Raw genomic sequence first — 21,222 nt, 5'->3', positions numbered from 1 at the left:
GATAATTCCCCCATCTATTTTCGTTTAAAAGACCAACTCGAAACTAAAATACTTATTTCAAACAATACCAATAACGGGATAATAATCAGGAAATCAGAGATTAAATCCGGTGGCGAAATAAAAACGCCTACAATTACCAGTACAAAATAAGCGAGTTTCCTCATTTTCCGCAAATAATTCGGAGTGATAATCCCCAGCTTCGTCAGGAAAAGTACGACAACCGGCATTTCAAAAACAATTGCAACTGGAATAATCAGATTGAACATAAACGTAAAATACTGGTTCATTCCATATGTTTCTGTTGCACCTATTGTTTGATTGATCGTTGACATGAATTCCATCATTAAAGGGAATAAGATAAAGTAACTAAAGCATGCACCTGCCACAAATAAGAAAAATGATACGGGAATATAAAAAAAGGTTCCTTTAGATTCTTTGTCCGTCATCCCGGGTTTTACAAAGAGCCAGACTTGGTGCAGTGCAATTGGTAAAGTAATTAGAATTGAAATGATGATGGCGCACTTAAAATAAATAAGTATGCCATCAGTAAAACCAAAAACATTCCAATCTATATTTACAGCGGCAGGCTGTGATTTTATAAAGTTTAATAACTTTGATGCAACACTGAAGCCTATTCCTAAAGACACTAAAAACGACACGACAACAATAATTAATCGTTTTCTTAACTCCGTTAAATGCTCCTCGAGCGTAAATTCCTTATCCATTTGTTGACCACCCGTTAAATTATGTAGTAAATTCATCCTCCGCTCTCTTACTTCGATGCAAGATTTTTATGTGTTAGAATATCGATATAATAATAGTCAGAATTTTTATTTTTTAAAAATAACAAGCCTAAGTATTAATGTTGACATTCTGGTTGCATAAAAGGCGATAAATCGAAATAAAAGTAATAATTTTGACAAACTTCAACAAAATATTACTATTTTCAACACAGATATAGTAATATAAACGTATTGACATTCCAGTTTCTTGTATTATTATACTCCTCAAAAACTATTTGTAAATAAGTTATTTAACTTGTTTACGTTATATTATGATAGAAAGGAGGAAGATTATGAGTGGACATAGCTTTATGACTGAACATAACAAGTCAGAAATCAGGATGATGAATCAAATCCTGCTCGCCTTAGTGATAATGACCAACTTTGGCTTTTATCTGTTTTTGGGCCATGCACAGTTTCCATGGTTCGCATACTTGGGTGCAGCAGTAGGTTTATCTATCATATTATTATGTTGGACAGGAAAAAAATTCATGTTATTTATAACTGCTTTGCTGGTTTCTACGACAATTTTTTTGATCGTCTATAACTGGAGTGCAATTTTTTCAGTTCACTAACATTAAAGCCACCCGGCTGATTATTTAAGTTGTTCTCTATCTTTTTTAATAAAATTTAATGAAATATGTACGGATCTCAAATTGTATACAAACAAACAAACAAACAAACAAACAAATCAAAAAAGGGCTTTCACTATGAAAGTCCTTTTTTGCTATTTTTAAAAATCATCTTTTTTATAGATGATGGACATAGCTTAATGATTTATTTATGGAAATTTTATTGACATTTGGAATTTATTTATGTTTTAATCAAAAAACCGGGCATATTTCCTTATTTTCGAAAATAAAGGCAAATTTTATTTAGTTCATATGTACTAAAATAAAAAAGGCAGAATGTTCTATGACGTCAGTGAACCTGTTGTACATAAACAAACACCTTTGCTTTGTGAAGTTTTGTAGTTATTTAGTAGCGAACCTGCTATAAACTAAACGCTTCCTGTTTCTAGGTAGGATTACCTAAAACAGCAGCGTTTTTTTATATAATGAAAAGAAAGGAAAAAAATGTAGTAAATAATGCATCAAGATATTACACATATAGAAAGGAATAGGAATAACATATGCTTTCGTTTTTTAAACTGAACATCAAGAATAAACTTATCATCGCTTTTTCATTAGTTCTATTAATACCAACAATCGCGATTGGATTAATATCTTACCAATCAGCAAAATCAAAAGTTGAGGGCCAAATTCTCAATGCAGCCAGTGAAAATGTGAAATTAATCAATCAAAATGTAACTCTATTTTTTGAAGATAAAATGAAAGTGGTAGATTACTTATCTGGTTCTTTTACAAATGACCAGTCTGATCAATCACAAATCACAAACACAACAAAGAAGCTTGTCGATTTTAGTGAAGTATATCCGGAAATTGAAAATGTCTATATAGGTACGAATACAGGTGCTTTATTAAGCTCTTCAGAACAAGCATCAGGCGACCCGGAAGAAAAAATTTGGTTTCAACAAGCGACTGATAATTCGGGAAAAGTGATTATCACTGATCCTGTTGAGGATAAAAGTTCAGGCCTGGTGACCATCACTCTAGCAAAAACACTGAACGACAACAGCGGCGTAGTTGCTTTTGACGTTAACATTGACACTCTCGCAGCGATGGTCAATGAGGCAAAAATAGGTAATGAAGGTTACCCTCAGGTGCTGGATAAAAACAGCAAATTTTTGATTCACCCGAAGCAGCCAGTAGGTGCGGATGCTAACGGCGCTGAGCATAAATACATGTATGATCATGATTCAGGCCAAACAGCATACATGCTTGACGGCGAAGAAAAAAAGCTGATGTTTGAAACGAATAAAGTAACGGGATGGAAAATTTCCGGAACGATGTATTCATCGGAAATAGACGTAGAGGCGCGCCCAATTTTAGTCACAACATTTATTGTCATCTTAGTGGCATTGGTACTTGCGACCATACTAGTGTTCTTTATTATTAAATCAATCAGCAATCCTTTAAAAACCTTGATGGAAGCCACAGAAAAAATCAATCAAGGCAGTCTTGATGAAAAGATTGAAATTGCATCAAATGATGAGCTGGGGCAATTGGGACAAAGCTTTAATGTCATGGTAAATTCTCTTCGTTCCGTGTTAAGCCAGGTTAATAAATCGGCTAATACGTTAACAGCATCTTCAGAAGAATTAACGGCTATTGCGGAACAAAGCAGCCTTTCTGCACAGCAAGTTGCGGCGGCAACCCAACAGATTGCTGCAGGTGCTGATGAACAACTTAACAGCATTAATGGAGCGGCCACTGCTGTTAATCAATTGTCTGTAGGTATTGAACAAATTGCCGCAAACAGCAGTGAAGTATCCGAATTGACAAAACATACACTGCAAATATCCACTGATGGTGCTAACAGTGTTGAAGGTGTGATCACTCATATGAATGATATCCACCAAACTGTACAAAGTACATCTGCGATTATCCAAAACCTTGGTGATAGATCTAAGGAAATTGTTGGAATTGTATCGATCATTACGGAAATTGCAGGACAAACGAATTTACTTGCATTGAATGCAGCAATTGAAGCAGCTCGTGCCGGAGAACATGGCCAAGGTTTTGCCGTTGTGGCAGATGAAGTAAGAAAGCTGGCAGAACAATCATCTGCTTCAGCACAACAAATATCTGAACTGATCGGAGCCATCCAGAAAGAAACTGACCAGGCTGTTTCTTCAATGCTAATCGGTACAGAAAAAGTAGCAGACGGTGTTGTCAAAACGCAAAAATTCGGAGAATTATTCCAAATGATTGAGCAAGGGGTCTCCCAGGTCAGTGATAAGGTCCAGGAGGTTGCAACCTCTATCACACAGATGTCGGAAGGCAGCAATCAAATAGTTGAAGCGATTGACGTAGTAAAAGGAGTAGCAGAAGAAGGGGCTACTACAAGCCAGCAGAATGCGGCTTCCAGCCAGGAACAACTTGCCACGATGGAAGAGGTTTCCGCATCTGCACAATCTTTATCTGTTCTGGCTGAAGATATGCAATCGACTTTAGTGAGATTTAAATTATAGAAGCAGATCAGTTGTGTCGGTAATGATCACTTGATCAATATCAGGAAGCGGGTTATTTTTCCCGCTTCTTTTTAATTTGAACTCTTTGATGTTGTCTAATTAGGGGAACCCCTCGAAAAAACGTTTCGCTTAATTCCTGGATTTTTCGCGCAATTATTTGAATGAACGCTTAATTGTTGCTTGTTTTCTTAATTATTTTTTATTAATTTGCACGGCGACACACGAAGTGCTAATCAGCATCGTTAATCAAGGATGGATTCGTCCTTGGCTTTTCTGAGTCGGTCAAAAATGTTACGCAATAGAAAAGGATGAGAATGGCAATATTGTCCTTATTATTTTAATGGGACCAAGAGAGAATTTTTATTCAGAGTTGAAACGTTATTTAAGTAAATTATAAACAGTCATCCATTGTTATGGATGGCTTTTTTGGATTATAGGAAAAGTATAAACTTTTCCAATTATAATTGGGCGTTTTAATGTCCATCTCCGACATTGTTGACCTGGCGCTTCCAGGGCTGAACAGCAGGAACAAACGGATTTTGGTTTGTTTCCGCAAGGCGTTGGCTCTTTTTTACTCTTCAGTTGACACACATGATTTTTCCATAGGTATACTCAAAAGAAGGGCTTTTTGCCCGTCAGAACGAAATATTCTTTAGAGATATAAATACATATACTTGGGGTGAAGATTTGTTAACCTACATACGAATCGTTATGCTGTTGCTGCTAACCTTCATATATTACTTGAAAATACCTGAACAAAATAATGTTCTGAAATTTTATGTAATAGCTGCAGCACTCATTTATTTGTTTAACCATTTCCGCCTCTATTCAATAAAAGGCGAAAAGCAGCTGACCGTGATTATAATTGTGGATGCCTTAATTAGTTTTTCATTTGGGTTTTTATTTCCGGGCTCCACTTTGTATTTAATTTTATTGGGAGTTGTTACAGTAACCTTGTTTATTGGCATTTCAAACAAAACGATGTTAGCACTGAGTATGGGGTTATTTTCGCTTTTATGGGCAGGCATGATGTTTTACTGGTGGAGGACAATTGGTTCCTTCTATTTTTGGGAAAATTTAATTAGTTTTTCATTTGTGGTATTTGGGGCAGTTGTCGGCGATCTGATCCGTAAATTGCATGCAGCACTGGATACTTTGAACAAACAATATGATCAAGTGAATATTTCCCATCGGGCGTTATCGGAAGCACACGGGCAGCTTGAGATTTATTCGAAACAAGTAGAAGAACTGACAACGATTCGCGAACGCAACCGGGTTGCCAGGGAAATTCATGATACGGTTGGTCATAAGATGACCGCCTTACTTGTGCAATTACAGCTCGGGCGAGAATTATTAAAGTTGGATGTGCACACGGCTGAAGAGAAATTAGTCGTTTGTGAGCAATTGGCCCGGGATGCTCTCCAGGAAATCCGGTTTTCAGTGCGAACTCTGCACGACGATGAAGGAGAGCAACTAACACTTATTCAATCAATCCGTAAATTATTGGATGATTTTTATAAAACGGCAGAATTAGCAACGGTATTCGAGCTCAAAGGTGATCCTGCTACCATTCCTGTATCGCTTCAGCCTACGATCATCAGAACGATTCAGGAAGCACTAACGAATGCTAAAAGACATGGAAACGCCGCCGCTTTTTTTTTGAACATAGAATGCTCAGGGGAAGAGGTCATCTTATTAACAAAGGATAACGGAACAGGAGTTAAATCGATTGAGCCGGGATTTGGTCTGATAAATATGAGAGAACGGATTGAAGAGCATGGAGGATCGGTTTTATTTGAGAGTATAGAAGGAGAAGGTTTTCGGATGAGAGCACAATTTCCGCTTCTGCAAAGAAAGTGGATCTCGGGAGGCAGCAAATGATAAAAGTTATAATTGTTGATGATCAGCCGTTGATCAGGGATGGGTTGGCTACACTTCTCGGACTGAGGCCGGAGCTTGAAATTATTGGGACGGCAGGTGATGGTCTTGAAGCTTATGAAAAAGTTAAAAAACTAAATCCAGATATAGTATTAATGGATATTCGCATGCCAGGTACAAGCGGCGTGGAAGGAGCAAGTTTAATTACGAAAAACACAACTGGAACTAAAGTGTTAATGTTAACAACTTTTAAAGATAGTGCACTTATTTTTGAAGCATTAGAGGAAGGTGCAAGTGGATATTTATTAAAAGATATGTCTACAGATACGATCGTGAAAGCGATTATGACAGTGCAGTCTGGGGGACTGGTTTTACCGCCTGATATTACGGCTCAAATGCTTATAGAGTTAAAGAAATCAAGAGAGTTAAAAAGTCCGAACGAAAGGGTGACGGCGCCAAAGGCTTTAGACGAACTTACTGAGCGGGAATTAGATGTTCTTCGCCAGCTCGGATATGGCTTCAGCAATAAAGAAATTGCTGCCACTCTTTTTATTACTGAAGGAACAGTAAAAAACCATGTCTCTAATCTTATTAATAAGCTCGGATTACGTGACCGTACCCAAGCAGCTATTTTTGCGGTTCGTTATGGAATCACTGTTTTTGAATGATGATCCGCTGTGTATCGGCACATGACTTTTAGCATATCGGAAATTCTAAAAGGCCTGCGTAAGGTCTTTTTTTTTTGCGAATTTCTACCTTGCGCTACATGGAGAATACGCCATAAAGAAATAAAATGAAATTAGATATTGAGAAGAGGGAGTGACACATACATGTTAGTGGTTGATGACATCAAAAAATCATTTGGCCAGAAAGAGGTAGTGCGCGGCGTTTCATTCACAGTCCAAAAAGGGGAAGCTTTTGGGTTATTAGGACCAAATGGCGCTGGGAAATCAACGACAATCAGCATGATTTGCGGATTGCTTTCGTACGACTCTGGAGAGATTACCGTTGGTGGAAACTCAGTTAAGAATAATACGATGGCAGTTAAAAAGAAAATAGGGGTTGTCCCACAGGAGATTTCATTATACCCGACGATGTCAGCAAGGGATAACTTGCTTTTCTGGGGAAGAATGTATGGCTTAACGGGTTCGCAAACGAAAAAACGTGCAGAAGCGGTGCTTGATTATGTAGGACTCCGTGACCGGGCTAAAGATAAGATTGAAACCTTTTCGGGAGGAATGAAACGACGAATTAATATTGGTGCTTCTTTAATGCATGAACCTGAATTGTTGATTATGGACGAACCAACTGTTGGAATTGATCCGCAATCGAGAAATCATATTTTGCAAACTATCCAACAATTAAATCAGAATGGGATGACGGTCATATATACGAGCCACTACATGGAAGAGGTTGATTTTTTATGTGACCGGATCGGCATTGTTGATCAAGGTAAAATGATCGCTCTTGGTACAAAAGCAGATTTGTGCAATCGTCTTGCGGGAGGGACCGCTATAAAATTGCGTGTAAGTCGCTTAAATGATGGCTTTATCACATGCGTGAAAGAAATGCCAGAGGTGGCGAGAATCATCACAAATGCTGAAAATGATTCACTCGATATTTTTGTTAGCAGCCACCAGCATGTGGTGGGTGAAATCATGTCTTGCGCTGTCAAGAATCATGTCCAAGTCCAATCCTTTGAAGTTCAAGAGCCTAATTTAGAAAATCTCTTTTTATCATTAACCGGACGATCGCTGCGTGATTAGGAGGAATGAAGTTGAAGAGTTTACTTATTGCCTGGAAGGACTTTAAGATCCGTTTTGCAGACCGTAAAGGATTTTTGACGATGATTTTTATGCCGCTTTTGCTGACGGCCATTTTAGGTACTGCCTTAAGTTCGGTTATGGGAGGCGATGGTGGTTTTAGAGAAACAACACTGGGATTGTACCAAAGTGACCAAGATCCGCTGGCGGAAACGTTCAACAAAGACGTTTTAGCAGAAATATCTTTCATCAAAGTGAAAATCGTGAAAAGTGAACAAAAACTGAAAGAAATGGTACGTGATGAAAAAATAGATATAGGTATGGTCTTTCCGAAACAATGGAGCAGTAATCTGGATAAAGGCGAGTTGAGGGAAGTCGCTATTTTTTCTCAATCTGAAAACCAATTGAAAGCGTCGGTAATTGAATCGGTATTGCAGTCCTTTAGTGAGCGCGTCAAGACCGTTTCCGTCACCGCCAACACAGTGATCACTGACTTGACTGAGTCTGCAGCTGTTGCATCAGGTAAAGTCAATATGCGAGATGCTGCAACAGTAATCGCGTCAGACTTGAGTCATACCGCAAAAAATGACGTTCAAATAAACGAGAGATCGATTAGTGAAAAACTTGTTTCAGCCATGCAATATTACGCGGCGGGGATGGCAGCAATGTTTATGTTGTTCAATGCAACAATTGGAGCAAAATCTATTATTGAGGAGCGTGCAACAGAGACATTATCCCGATTAATGATATCTCCGACAAGTAATATATCGATTCTGTTTGGAAAATTTTTAGGCACGCTTTTATTTGCGAACATCCAGCTTTTGATATTCTTTACGGCAACTACTCTATTCTTTAATGTCAATTGGGGCGATAATGTACTGCAGGTTATTGCAGTGGGTATTTCTTATTCTGTCGCTGTTTCTGGATTATCAATGATGTTAGCTGCTGTTATTTCAGACGCCAAAACGACGGATGTTATAAGCGGTGTTGGTATTCAAATTTTCGCTATTTTAGGAGGATCAATGCTTCCCATTTATGTATTCCCTGATACGCTCAAGACTCTGGCAAATATTACCCCAAATAAATGGGCGCTAACAAGTTTTTTAGAAATCATGTCGGGTACGGCATGGCACGAGCTATCAGTACCAATCGTTGTATTGCTGATGATGGGCCTTGTATCGTTAGCAATTGGTACATGGCGATTGAGGGCAGGTTAAGGAGGAAAACGGATGAGGAAGATGTGGGCGATTTGTAGAATGGAAATACAACGGTTACTAAAAAAACGGCAAAGTTATCTTCTTATGTTTGCAATGCCATTATTGTTCACTTTCATTTTTGGATCGCTTTTCGGTACAGATGTTGAGGAGAAAATGATAGTCCTGTTTGTCGATCAGGATAGATCAGTCCTGTCTCAATCTTTATTCGACCAGATTGAAGAGAATAATACCCTTTTTGAGATTCGGAAAAGTTCTTCGAAAAAAGCAAAACAAATGCTCGAGTCAAAGGAGATGGGCGGAGCAATTATTGTATCAAAAGGGTTTCAAGAACGTATGCTTGCAAAGCAAGCGCCGAATGTCACTTTTCAGCATATTCCGGAGTTCTCTTCAACATCTACGATTACCCAAATTTTATCCAATAAGCTTGTGAAGTTGAAACTGGAGGTTTTAGCATCAAATAAGTGGAGTGAACACAGCGGTGAAGTCTGGCAAGTGATGTTTGAACGATTGAAAAACGCGCCGCAAACAAAGCCTTTAGCTATTGATAAAATAAACATCGACGAGAAAGCTACAGCACCACAAATGAGCGGAATATCTTCGAGTGCTTCGGGCTTTTCGATTATGTTTGTCATGATTGTGATGATGAGTGTCACCGGCACGATTTTGGAGGCGCGGAAAAATGGAGTTTGGTATCGTATGTTATCTACTCCTGCTTCAAGACTTGAAATTTCCACCGGTTATCTATTGTCTTTCTTCCTGATTGGTTGGATTCAGTTCGGTGCTTTGATGATCTTTACTCATTTTCTGTTCGGTGTACAATGGGGAGACCCATTTGCTGTCATCCTATTAGTTTCAGCTATGTTGTTTGCTATCGTCGGTTTAGGCTTATTGATTGCAGGAATGGTAAATACGGTAGAGCAGCAATCTTCAATCGGAAATATAGTTGTCGTTGCTACTTGTATGGTGAGCGGTGTCTATTGGCCGCTTGAAATTGAACCGGTGTTTATGCAAAAAATCGCAGAATTTTTACCACAAACATGGGCGATCAGAGGCTTCACGGATCTTGTCGCAACTGGAGGCACTCTCCTGGATGTGCTCGATAATGTCGCGATCCTGCTTGTATTTTCCTTATTATTCTTGTTTATTGCAATGAGGAGAATCAAGTTTGAATAAGAACTGTATGCAGTGGTTTAAAAATTGGCACGGGGAAATCCTTTGCCAATTTTCTTATTTTATAAAAAATTTTTTAGATAAATAGTTGTATTTCATTACAAAAAAAAGAGATACTTCTGTCATAGGTAAAAATTCATAATAAAATCTAATATTTTACATCAATTTTACAAACGATTAATATTAATGCAGTAACTTATAAATAAGAGCATTTGATTATTTTTGGATGGTGTTTATCCATGAATCAACCTCGCATTTACATCCATCTGTGAAATTCATTCCTAACTCTATTACATTGTATTCTAACCCTTATTTTTCACTTCAGGACAGCTTAGTTCTTTGCCTTAAAAAGTTTAATTGGAAGGAACAGTTCATAATCTACAAGCTGAGCAAAGTAGATGATGGTTTCGGTGTGCGACGCCGGAAAATTTCCCTATTTTAATAGAAAAGGAGAATGTCCTGCTTGAGCAATATTAAACATTGCGCGGTATATTGGAGTTCATGGTGTCAAAGTGATAATCAGGCAAAACAAGAATTTCTTATAGAAAAAAACTCATATATGGAAATGAAGGTGTCTTTATGCATATAACTATTGGAGATATTGCAGAGGAAATTAAAACCGTAACTCCTTCAACAAAATGTGAGGAAGTCTACAGGATGTTTAATGAAATTCCATCTTTAGAGGGAATTGTTGTATGTTCGGACGAACAGCCAGTTGGACTGGTCATGAAAACCCATTTTTATCAAAAGCTTTCTACTAAATATGGCTTTGACCTTTTTATGAAACGAACCATCGACCTCGTCATGGACCAGGAACTATTGACGGTTGATTACTCTGTGCCAATTGCGGAAGTTAGTGCGCTTGCGATGAATCGAAAACAGGGAAATATTTATGACTGCGTTATTGTTACCAAAAAGGACCGCATGTATGGAATTGTAAGCATACGGGAATTGTTGATCAAATTGTCAGAGGTGCAAATTCGCATTGCACGTTACTCCAATCCGCTTACCGGTCTGCCGGGAAATTCCGTCATTGAGGAAACATTACAGGAAGTATTATCCTACAGGAGCTTTAGTGTCCTCTATATCGACATCGACTCATTTAAAGTTTTTAACGATACATATGGCTTTAGAGAAGGGAATGAATTAATTCGCGAAACAGCTAATATTGTAACGGAGACGATTCTAACTGCTGATAACGAACCTTCATTTGTTGGACATATTGGCGGCGATGATTTTATTGCAGTTATTCCACATTTTCATCATGAAGGAATATGCAATTCAATCATCACTCGCTTCGACAATTCGATCCACCGTTTTTATTCAAAGGAAGATTTGGAAAAAGGTTATGTGCAAGCAATCAGCAGACAGGGAATACTTGAAAATGTCCCTCTGGTAAGTATTTCGATTGCAGTCATTCAAAATACTAATAATTCACTTACAACAGTCGAGCAATTAAGCAAAAAAGCTGCTAAAGTGAAAAAAAGATGTAAGGCTGTTAAGAAGAGCGTGTTTCTTACCCTTGAAGATTTGGATGAAGAGTTCATTAAATTAGTCTAATGCAAAAAACCCTCGCGAGCCGTGAGGGTTTTTTTGACAAATCCTATTAGATTAGTCCGGTTAAGGAAGAAATTGTTTATCAGGCAAATTCTTTGCATTTAGTAGGGTGTGATAATGGCAAACTCCCATCAATTAATGTTGGTTTCGGTTTTCCAAGTCCAAAGCCCTGACCCATCTGAACTCCTAGGTTCTGTAAAAATCTCAGCTCTGATAATGTCTCAATTCCCTCTGCTATGATCAATGTTTCAGATTGCGATGCAAATTCCAAAAGCAGTTCGACTAAATGTTGCTGCGCCGGATGTTCACTGATATTTCGAATCAGAGATTTGTCTAACTTTATAAATTCCGGTTTTAAATAAACCAGCGTTTTTAAGCTGTTATAGCCCGTCCCTGCATCATCTACTGCAATGCGAAATCCCTGCTCCCGATAATGCTCAATCATTCTTTCGAACTGGCTATAGTCAATGACGGCTTCTTTTTCAGTAAGCTCCAACACAATCTGGTTTGGAGAAAGATTGTGTTTAGCAAGCAATTCCAGCGTTTTGCCGCTTTGATAAGCAGGATCTGCCAGCACTTGAGGCTGGATGTTAAGGAACACGAGTTTGTCCTTGTGATATTGTGAGCTATTAATTTGTTCAGAGTATCTTTCAAGAGAAAGATTACGCAAAAAATGTTCTACTAAAAAGATGTCGCGGCTTTTACCCACATAATCATAGAACTTTTCTGTCGTCGAGAACAGCGGGGTAGTTTGCGGGCGGTTTAGAATTTCAAATCCAATTGTCCGGCCTTCTTCTAATGAAAGGATTGGCTGAAATACAGTATTTACTTTTTCAGCTTGCATAAGCCTCTGGAGTTCTTCATTTTTTTTAAATTCTTGATAGAGAACATCCCGGTTAGATTTTAGAAAACCAAGGAAACTTATACAATTAATCATGCGGTTATTTTTCATACGTTCACCTTGTTGAAAATTGTCGATTATATACTATTATTATAGTTCTTTAATTCCTTTTGCTATTTTAAATGTTTGTTAAATTTAAGTAAATGCTCAACTATTTACCTGAGTTGGTATTTACCAAGTTACTTAATAAAAATTTATGGTACGAAACTCCTCCGAACTCCCCCGGCAGATGAGAAAATCAATCAAATGGTATCTATTCATTCTATAGAATGTTATAAGGAACAAAGTGGTAATGAAAAACACAACATCTATCAGCGTTATTTGTTGGTTTTCAATAGGTCAAAATACCTATATTCGTATATGGTATAATGGATATACAATTCTAAAAAAACTTCCAGTATATTTGGGGTGGAGAGAGCAAATGCGGTTAATCACGTTAGATAGATGTGAATCGGGAATAAAATTAGGCCAATCCATTTATAATCAGAACGGACAAATCCTTTTAGCAAAAGGGACAGAGCTGACAGATGGCTTAATTGAACGATTAATAAAATTTAATATTTCTACAGTTTACATAGAAGATGAAGCATCAGAAGGAATTGAAATCATTGAGTCCATTCCCGCGGAGTTACGTACAGAAGCTGTAAATGTAATAACAGAAGGGTTAACAACCATTGCCGGTTTACAGAAAAACAACGCAAATATTGAGGGAATGATGAAAACTGGCAGAGCGATACGAAGCTTTCAAAAAATATTTAAAGATATCCTAAGTTGTTTAACCGACAATCCGACTGCACTTAATTTATTGGCAACGACCAAGGCACATGATAATTATGTGTATACACACAGTCTTAATGTAAGCATATACGCCTGCCAGTTGGCCTTAGAGAACGGGCTGCCGCTTAAGAACATTGAAGAACTTGGATTGGGGGCAATGTTGCATGATGTGGGAAAGATGTATATCTCACCGGAGATTTTACATAAACCTGGAAATTTAACAGCAGAGGAATATAAGCATGTAAAGACTCATACCGAGCTGGGGTTTGACATTCTTCGCAAGGTTCATGAAATCCCTTTACCTGTTTCCCATTGTGCACTTCAACATCATGAAAGAAACGATGGGTCTGGATATCCGCGAGGTTTAAAGGGAAACGAAATCCATAATTACGCAAAAATCCTCAGTGTGGCAGATGTATTTGATGCATCGACAAGTCATCGTGTATACAGACCAGCGATGCTGCCACATAAAGGTATTGAATTGCTTTACGCCGGGAGCGGCACCAAGTTTGAAAGTAAACAAGTTGAACTATTTAAAAATTGTATTGCTATCTATCCGCAAGGACTAACCGTAAGACTAAATGACGGAAGAACCGGAATCGTCAGCAAATATAATTTTAATGCAGTTGGGCGCCCTGAGATCAGAATTATCAGGAACGAAGATGACCAGGAAGTCAAACCATACGAAATCGATTTATCAGCTAATGAAAATTTAACTGTTGAAATTGTAGATGCAGATGCATTGTTATATTGATAAGTAAAGAAAAACCCGTGATACATGGGTTTTTCTTGCTTCAGGACGGGTGTCCAAGTGAGTTAGGGCTTTAAATGTCACACATTATGGTTTCACTTAAATAAAGCGGGCTTTTGCTTGAATCAACTCGAGTTTTCGCTTAAACAGCTGAATGAATAAACTACTCCTCTATATCCTCTGTAATTCCAATAAAAACATCTTGCACAACTAATTTTTTCCATGCCCAACAAACACCTTGAAATTATAGAAAATTAGTGTATAATTCAATAAAGGTCAAAGTTAGTCAAAGTCAAACAGCGAAATTATGACCATTAAAAATGATAATAACAATAAAAGGAGGAGTCACAGGATGTATTGTGAAAGATGTAATGAAAATCACGCTACTATTAAGTTAAGTATGAATCTGAACGGCCAATACCATGAATTAAAATTGTGCTCCACTTGCTATAAAGAAGAGCGTAATAAACTTGGTGCAGCCATGGGTGGAATGAATTTTGGGAATGATCCATTTGAAGGCTTCTCTCATTCATCTAAGCCATTTGATAAAGTTAAACAGCCAGAAGCAGGACGCAAACAACAAAGTGGCGGTGGAGGATTGATCGGGCAATACGGACGCAATCTTACGGATGCTGCAAAAGCTGGCCTTGTTGACCCCGTGATCGGGCGCGATAAAGAAGTAAGCAGAGTTATCGAAATTTTAAACCGCCGCAATAAAAATAACCCGGTCCTGATTGGGGAACCAGGTGTCGGTAAAACCGCTATTGCAGAAGGCTTGGCTTCAAAAATTGCTGAAGGTTCTGTCCCGGCTAAACTCCGCAATAAAGTAGTTTATATGCTTGATGTTGCTTCCTTGGTTTCTAATACAGGTATCCGCGGCCAATTCGAAGAGCGCATGAAGCAGCTGATTTCTGAATTGCAGGAACGAAAAAATGTGATTTTATTTATCGATGAAATTCACCAAATCGTTGGAGCGGGATCTGCTGAAGGCTCGATGGACGCAGGAAATATCCTGAAGCCTGCGCTTGCACGCGGTGAATTGCAGCTTGTTGGGGCAACTACCCTTTCAGAGTATAGAAAGATTGAAAAAGATGGCGCGCTTGAACGCCGATTCCAACCCGTTCAAGTTGATGAGCCGACTACTGAAGAAGCGTTAGCGATTTTACATGGCTTAAAAGAGAGTTACGAAACGTATCATGAAGTCACATACAGTGATGAAGCCCTTAAAGCAGCTGTGGAGCTTTCACATCGCTATATCCAGGACCGCTTCCTGCCTGACAAAGCCATCGACTTGATGGATGAAGCAGGATCAAAACTCAATTTGACGATTGAGGGCGGCAATGAAGATCATGTAAGAGAGCGGCTTGCGCAAATTCATCAAGAAAAAGAAGAAGCGTTAAACGAAGAAGCTTATGAAAAAGCAGCTGCACTTCGCGATGAAGAAGCAAACTTAGAAAAGCTTCTTCAGACAGGACTAAACACCGAACGTCTGATTGTATCTGTCGAAGATATTCAAAGCATCATCGAAGAAAAAACCGGCATTCCTGTTGGGAAACTCCAGGAAGACGAGCAAATCAGAATGGTCCACCTTCAAGAAGGAATTTCCAAGAAGGTAATTGGGCAGGAAGAAGCTGTGAAAAAAGTAAGTAAGGCGATCCGCCGAAGCCGCGCCGGACTAAAATCGAAAAACCGCCCAATCGGTTCATTCCTATTTGTAGGTCCAACCGGTGTAGGGAAAACTGAGCTATCAAAAGCACTTGCTGAAGAATTATTCGGCGATAAAGAATCCATGATCCGCCTTGATATGAGTGAATTCATGGAAAAACACAGTGTTTCTAAATTAATTGGTTCACCTCCTGGATATGTAGGACATGAAGAAGCAGGGCAATTAACAGAAAAAGTACGCAGAAACCCATACAGTATTATTTTAATGGATGAAATTGAAAAAGCGCATCCAGATGTCATGCATATGTTCCTGCAAATTTTGGATGATGGCCGTCTAACTGACAGCCAGGGCCGCACTGTAAGCTTTAAAAATGCAGTTATTATCATGACAAGCAATGCAGGCGTTGGTGAAAAGCGCAATGTAATGGGCTTTGGTGCAAGCTCAGCTATTGAGGAAGCTTCAATCCTGCAATCGCTCGGGGGATTCTTCAAACCGGAATTCCTAAACCGATTTGACAGCATTATCGAATTCTCAGCATTGAAGAAAGAAGACCTGCTGCAAATTGTCGATATTATGTTGAAAGACCTGGATCAAACTCTCGCTTCACAAGGCTTAACCTTGGAAGTTTCAACTGAAGCGAAAGAAAAATTAGTTGCGCTTGGATACAATCCTGCTTTCGGTGCAAGACCGCTGCGCAGAGTCATCCAAGAACAACTTGAGGATGCAATTGCCGACTTTATCTTTGAACAACCTGAAGTGAAAGACTTCAAAGCAGTCGTTGAATCTGATCAAATCAAAATTATCGCAGTGTCTGCTATATAATCTTAAAAACGCCTCCCTTGGCTCTGGCCTGGTAGGCGTTTTTTTATTTATAGATAAGTTTGGAGACCAACAACATAATAATGATAGCTATTCGTTTTCTTTTTATAAGGACAGGTGACTGCTAAACAACTAACCATTTTTAGAAAAATATAAAAAACCAGCTCATCGCTGGTTCAATCATGTTAACACTTTATGCACATAAACCACCAACACATGGCATGAGTATCAATGAGGGGTGCCTGTCACCTTGTACAACATATGCAAGTGACACAGCATTGAATAATTTGTTATTGACTGTGAAGTTCATCTTCGAAATAAAAAGTTGATGGATGCTCTTTTACGGTATAAGAGTACTCCTTCATGTTCTTTACATACTGCCATTTATTTATTGTTACTAGTTCATCAGTGGTTTTTATTCTTACTATTTCACCAGTCTTGTACTTGTTTTTATCTGCCACCTTTTCACCTCATTTTTTTAAAATAAATAAGCACGATTAGCGGTGCTTATTTATCGTCATTTTCTTTTTCTACTATTCGTATCCCGATTAATAATTGTATGGTTTGATGTGGTAGAAAATGAATATCTTTTAACTTCGGATCTAAATAAGAAATCTCAACTGTGCTTTCAGGATTTAGCCGTTCATGGTCTTGTGTAATTTGTTCAATTTTACGATCCAACTCCTTTTGGTTATTGGCGAAAGTGATTGTAGTCATAGTCATTTATCAACACTCCTTTTAAATCTATGTTTAGACACAAAAGGTGACGCCATTCCTCCAATCCACTTTAGCAATTTGTCCATAGGATTAATCCTTAACTTCTATTTTACCATTATCACCAAATTTAATCTTTATTATGTTCCTATCTGATGTAAATAGGAAAAGCACCTGGTTCTTTCACAATGTAATAAGTTAAAGGGAAAAATGAATGCAAGCTGTCTAAATAACAGGAATTTGCCGAATAATACTATCATAATTTTGAGTAACTGTTCGTTTTTCAATTAAAGAATTGCTTTGGACAAAGGAAAAAGCAGCTCAATACTGCTTTTTTCTTGATCCCGTTCACGATCGATTGTGGTATTCTTTATCATCAACGTGTTGTAACTCGAGAATTTAATGTGACCTGAATGCGAAGAGCTGGCAAATCTCCATGAAGCATAACTTAATTCGAGAGACCGGTACGTCTTAATAATCGCTTGATGGCAACGTTCGATTTTTGAAGAACCTCGTTTTTATCCATGGTGAGCAATTGGCGATCTCTCATTAGCACATGGCCGTTTACCATTGTAAGAACAACGTCTGAGGATTTTGCTGAATACACAATGCGTGTATAAATATTTTCTTTAGAGTTTACTTCGGGCTCATTTGGCCAGGAGTGCGGTTTTCGTAAGTCGAGCATAACAATATCCGCGTTCTTGCCGACCTCAATGCTGCCGATCTCTTTCTCTAGTCCCATCGCACGGGCACCGCCGAGGGTTGCCATTTCAAAAGCTCGTTGCGCACTAGGTTGAATTGTCGGAATCATATGAAGACCTTTTTGAAGCAGGGCAGCCAGCCTTGTTTCAAGGATAGCGTCCAAATTATTATTGTCAGATCCATCAGCCCCAATCCCAATATTCACGCCACGTTGGAGCATTTTAGGTATAGGAGCGATACCGGAGGCAAGATAAAGATTTGCTGACGGACAATGGGTGGCATGGCAGCCACGTCGGGCCATAATATCGATTTCTTGGTTATTAAGATGAACGCAATGTGCCAGCACGGTCCTGGGGTTAACCAATCCAACTGAATCTAAGTAGACAACCTCCCTCATACCGGTGCGTTCTACAATCGTCTGTTCTTCCTCTTCGGTTTCAGACGCATGCGTATGAACATGAGCGCCATACTCAGCGGAAAAGTCCGCAGTTAATTTTAAAAGCTTTGTCGTAGAAGTGGGTGCATATCGCGGGCAGAAGCAGTAACGAAGTCGACCTCCATCGACACCATCCCATTTTTCATATAGATCGACACTTTCACAGAAAGCTACCTCGGTTGGTTGAATCATTATTTCTGGAACTTCGACGCCTGGCTGCTGCCTATCAATCATTGCCTTTCCGGCGAAGCCGCGGATACCCGTTTGTGCCATCGCCTCAAAACAGCTGTCTGTATGGAAGGTTGTCTCCATATCATAGATCGCTGTTGTCCCTCCAAGTAGAAGTTCTGCGATACCTAACATACTAGACCAAAAATTTGAGTCCGCATCGTGTGCAGCTTCCAATCTTAGAGTTGTATTTAGCCACTGCTCCAGCGTCTGGTCCGCGACAAGATTGCGTTGCAGTGTCTGGGTTAGATGCAGATGTGTTTGGATCAATCCTGGAATCACGGTCTTGCCATGAGCATTTATCACCTCGTCAACTTCGTCAACGATGTTGCCCAGGTTCCCGATAGCTTGAATTTTCCTTCCTACAATCAGAATATCTTGATCCTCCAGGACCGCGCGGTTCTTGTTCATGGTAACGATGGTTCCGCCACGAATCAAGGTTCGTTTTTTACCCTTTGAGTGTCTTTTGTCTGTCATGAAAAATCCCTCTTTCCCTTAGTATGAGATTACATGTTATTGAGGTTTAACTGCTGATAATATTGGCCTTTTGTCTGACCTGGCGGTGCGTTTTACATTGAATCCACCGGTTTATTTATCGTTTAGCATGTAAGCCGAGAACGTTTTGACATGTACAGTAAGCCGGTTCAACATTGATACCACTTGTCAGGTGCAGGCGGAATGCTCTGCTCGAAGTGAAACACGTTGCCAGGGTCATATTTCCGCTTTACGTGACGCAGTCTAGGTACATTTCCACCATAATAAGCGGTTAAATAATCATCGATGCAGAGATCTGGATTCCCTAGATAGTCGCCTTCCGTAAAAGGAAGTAGACGGTCGCGCAGTGTTTCCAACTCGCATATTCGTTCATCCGCATTTTCGCCGCGTAACCACTCAATGTTATATAGCAGGAAAAATTCGGCTTCGCGATAGAAGTACGCAGTGTCAGCAGGTGATTTATCCTGAGCTGCACCACCTAATGAAAATAGAAGAACATTAAAGAGCGGGGATGTTGTATTCTGTAAAGTTTCGCGAATGATTCTGACCGCCTGCGGAGGAAGAGGCCTCAACGCAAAGGCACCGGATGACTTGTATTCCGGTCTTGAAGATGTAAACACAGCAGTAGACTCTCCGAATAGTTCGATGGCTTCATCCCAACCTACCATTTCAATGGTTGTACTAACCGGACGTCCTGTATTCAATAGAGGTGCAAGTTCTCTTCGCGCCTCCTCCGGCGTACCCCAAAACACACCTAAAGCTTTTAACGGCAGTTTTTGAAATCTTTGTGATGGAAAGCATCGTGACCACAAATCCAGGTGAGAGAACCATCTTCTATCAGCTTTTAAAAAGAATTTCTGCCAGGCATGAATGATTTCTTCAACCAGTTGGTTCCAATCCCAGCCGATATTAAACCAGGTGACTGGTTTAGCTGGGTAAACCTTTAGAACAATAGATGTGACAATCCCGAAATTACCCCCTCCTCCACCACAGGCGGCCCAGAACAGGTCCTTATGTTCATTATTTTTGGTTACATGTAATATGCGCCCATTTGCATCAACCATTTCAAGATAGAGCAGGCTATCACAAGTCATACCATGTCGGCGCAGGAGTGGACCCATGCCACCGGTCAGCACCAAACCGGATATACCTACATCAGCGCAGGTCCCACCTACGTGGGTAAGGCCCTGTTCGAAAAGGTTTGCTGTACAGTTCCTGGCCAGTAACACCAGGCTGCACCGTAGCAACTCCCTTCGATTTATCAACATGCAACTGTTTCATTTCGCTTACATCAATCACGATTACGCCCGTAGCGGTTGAAAACGATTCGTGATTATGTCCACCGCTGCGCACGCGGATGGGTACATCGTGAAAGCGCGCCCATTTAATTGCATTTTGAACATCGCGCGTATTTTGGCAATAAACAATTAAATCAGGGAATCTTTTTTTTGAGGTGAAAAAATTCGCATCCAAGCGAGCTTCGTTATAACCTGGTTCACCAGGAAAAACGATTCGTCCAGTGAGTTTAGGACAAGATGTTTCTTTGTGTTCATCCATGTAGTAGTCCTCCATTCATATAGATATCGATCGTAAAACAAAGGGGAAATTCTACTGGGGTTGTATAAGATCGAAACGGCGTCATTGGAAAGACATTGGTTCTTGCAGACAAGCAGATTTTGTGACTCAGAAAAGCAAAGAATATGACAGAGATGGAGCAAGAAGTTCTGCCTGATGTAGCACTCACACCGAAATCAAAAGATTGTGCGAAAAAGTGAACTTGAACTCGAAAAACCGATTGATTAATAACAGTCCAAGAGAAAAACATGGAATAAAGACTCTTGTCATCGGTTCAATTGTCTTTCTTTTGAGAGATTTTAAACAATGTAGGGTGTTCATTGTTGAGTAACGTTCAAAAGCAAAAAGTCGTCAATAAGTTAAATTCAACTGATGTTTCTGTGCACAGTTGTTAAACTAGTTATATGTTATGTGGCACAGGACATGTTGTAACGGCATATCACCATTTTAATCTTGAGTGAGGTTTTTTGTTTTTGTAAAGAGATAGAAAGTTAAAGGAATGAAGGCATTCAACCCTGTGCAAAAGAAGCAGCCAGGGTGTGAACAGTTAACAAAAAACAGTTTGGAATAAAAAAATCCGCAGACTGTAGACAAACTCGACTAATATCGAGTTTGCCTACAGTTTTTTTATTTATGTCTAATTTTTAAAATGGGACTGTTGATTTCCGTTCCAACCGCTTCGCTTTCCGCGGGCGGC

At 39.3% G+C, this 21,222-nt stretch carries 17 protein-coding genes and 1 pseudogene; 11 read left to right on the top strand and 7 right to left on the bottom strand.

Annotated features, from left to right (window positions below; genetic code table 11):
• Nucleotides 1-14 precede the first annotated feature (14 nt).
• Nucleotides 15-725, bottom strand: coding sequence for a twin-arginine translocase subunit TatC (tatC, locus tag CU635_RS04165; RefSeq protein WP_101575924.1), 711 nt, complete (start codon nucleotides 723-725; stop codon nucleotides 15-17).
• Nucleotides 726-1,075: 350 nt separating this feature from the next.
• Here tatC and CU635_RS04160 point away from each other — a divergent pair, with 350 nt between their 5' ends.
• From CU635_RS04160 to CU635_RS04125, 9 genes and pseudogenes are all read left to right on the top strand, one after another.
• Nucleotides 1,076-1,357, top strand: a complete 282-nt coding sequence (locus CU635_RS04160) for a hypothetical protein (RefSeq protein WP_101575923.1) — start codon at nucleotides 1,076-1,078, stop codon at nucleotides 1,355-1,357.
• A gap of 557 nt (nucleotides 1,358-1,914) precedes the next feature.
• Nucleotides 1,915-2,934 (top strand): annotated as a pseudogene (locus CU635_RS24310) (cache domain-containing protein); the annotation flags it as partial.
• Nucleotides 2,929-3,876: a methyl-accepting chemotaxis protein gene (locus CU635_RS24305; RefSeq protein ID WP_373270889.1), complete on the top strand. Its 948-nt coding sequence runs from the start codon at nucleotides 2,929-2,931 to the stop codon at nucleotides 3,874-3,876. The pseudogene CU635_RS24310 and the gene CU635_RS24305, both read left to right, overlap by 6 nt.
• Before the next feature lie 687 nt (nucleotides 3,877-4,563).
• Nucleotides 4,564-5,757 carry a sensor histidine kinase gene (locus CU635_RS04150; protein WP_101575921.1) on the top strand — a complete coding sequence of 398 codons (1,194 nt, stop codon included), beginning with the start codon at nucleotides 4,564-4,566 and terminating at the stop codon, nucleotides 5,755-5,757.
• Nucleotides 5,754-6,422, top strand: a complete 669-nt coding sequence (locus CU635_RS04145; protein WP_101575920.1) for a response regulator — start codon at nucleotides 5,754-5,756, stop codon at nucleotides 6,420-6,422. Before CU635_RS04150 ends, CU635_RS04145 begins: the two co-directional genes overlap by 4 nt.
• Before the next feature lie 162 nt (nucleotides 6,423-6,584).
• On the top strand, nucleotides 6,585-7,520 hold the full coding sequence (locus CU635_RS04140) for an ABC transporter ATP-binding protein (protein WP_101575919.1): 936 nt from the start codon (nucleotides 6,585-6,587) through the stop codon (nucleotides 7,518-7,520).
• An 11-nt stretch (nucleotides 7,521-7,531) separates the two neighbouring features.
• Nucleotides 7,532-8,734 (top strand): ABC transporter permease, encoded by a 1,203-nt coding sequence (locus CU635_RS04135; protein WP_101575918.1) that lies wholly within the window; start codon nucleotides 7,532-7,534, stop codon nucleotides 8,732-8,734.
• A gap of 12 nt (nucleotides 8,735-8,746) precedes the next feature.
• Entirely contained in the window at nucleotides 8,747-9,907 is a 1,161-nt protein-coding gene (locus tag CU635_RS04130; RefSeq protein WP_101575917.1) for an ABC transporter permease, read from the top strand.
• A 576-nt stretch (nucleotides 9,908-10,483) separates the two neighbouring features.
• On the top strand, nucleotides 10,484-11,464 hold the full coding sequence (locus tag CU635_RS04125) for a GGDEF domain-containing protein (protein ID WP_101575916.1): 981 nt from the start codon (nucleotides 10,484-10,486) through the stop codon (nucleotides 11,462-11,464).
• A 79-nt stretch (nucleotides 11,465-11,543) separates the two neighbouring features.
• Here CU635_RS04125 and CU635_RS04120 read toward each other — a convergent pair whose 3' ends face one another.
• Complete coding sequence (locus CU635_RS04120) at nucleotides 11,544-12,398, bottom strand: EAL domain-containing protein (RefSeq protein ID WP_281258871.1); 855 nt, start codon at nucleotides 12,396-12,398, stop codon at nucleotides 11,544-11,546.
• 385 nt (nucleotides 12,399-12,783) lie between these two features.
• On the opposite strand from CU635_RS04120, the gene CU635_RS04115 reads away from it, so the two are divergent.
• Complete coding sequence (locus tag CU635_RS04115) at nucleotides 12,784-13,893, top strand: HD-GYP domain-containing protein (RefSeq protein WP_101575914.1); 1,110 nt, start codon at nucleotides 12,784-12,786, stop codon at nucleotides 13,891-13,893.
• A gap of 349 nt (nucleotides 13,894-14,242) precedes the next feature.
• A complete protein-coding gene (locus CU635_RS04110) occupies nucleotides 14,243-16,378 on the top strand; it encodes an ATP-dependent Clp protease ATP-binding subunit (RefSeq protein ID WP_101575913.1) in 2,136 nt (711 codons plus the stop codon).
• A gap of 287 nt (nucleotides 16,379-16,665) precedes the next feature.
• Here the strand turns inward: CU635_RS04110 and CU635_RS23220 are convergent, their stop codons facing one another.
• The 5 genes from CU635_RS23220 to CU635_RS04090 all read right to left on the bottom strand — a co-directional run bounded on the left by CU635_RS23220 (nucleotide 16,666) and on the right by CU635_RS04090 (nucleotide 20,507).
• Nucleotides 16,666-16,836 (bottom strand): hypothetical protein, encoded by a 171-nt coding sequence (locus CU635_RS23220; RefSeq protein WP_180955678.1) that lies wholly within the window; start codon nucleotides 16,834-16,836, stop codon nucleotides 16,666-16,668.
• A 46-nt stretch (nucleotides 16,837-16,882) separates the two neighbouring features.
• Nucleotides 16,883-17,098: a hypothetical protein gene (locus CU635_RS04105; protein ID WP_101575912.1), complete on the bottom strand. Its 216-nt coding sequence runs from the start codon at nucleotides 17,096-17,098 to the stop codon at nucleotides 16,883-16,885.
• 439 nt (nucleotides 17,099-17,537) lie between these two features.
• Nucleotides 17,538-18,866, bottom strand: a complete 1,329-nt coding sequence (locus CU635_RS04100) for an amidohydrolase family protein (protein WP_219620142.1) — start codon at nucleotides 18,864-18,866, stop codon at nucleotides 17,538-17,540.
• A gap of 233 nt (nucleotides 18,867-19,099) precedes the next feature.
• The gene (locus CU635_RS24050) at nucleotides 19,100-20,218 is read right to left on the bottom strand and encodes an FAD-binding oxidoreductase (protein ID WP_101575910.1); all 1,119 of its coding nucleotides are present in this window, start codon (nucleotides 20,216-20,218) and stop codon (nucleotides 19,100-19,102) included.
• A complete protein-coding gene (locus tag CU635_RS04090) occupies nucleotides 20,106-20,507 on the bottom strand; it encodes an FAD-binding oxidoreductase (protein WP_180956569.1) in 402 nt (133 codons plus the stop codon). Before CU635_RS04090 ends, CU635_RS24050 begins: the two co-directional genes overlap by 113 nt.
• Nucleotides 20,508-21,222: the final 715 nt, after the last annotated feature.

It is taken from the genome of Bacillus canaveralius, assembly GCF_002860125.1.
GTDB classification, from domain to species: domain Bacteria; phylum Bacillota; class Bacilli; order Bacillales; family Cytobacillaceae; genus Bacillus_BJ; species Bacillus_BJ canaveralius.
The sequence above is the reverse complement of the archived record's forward strand: the minus strand, read 5'-3'. Positions and strand labels throughout refer to the sequence as shown.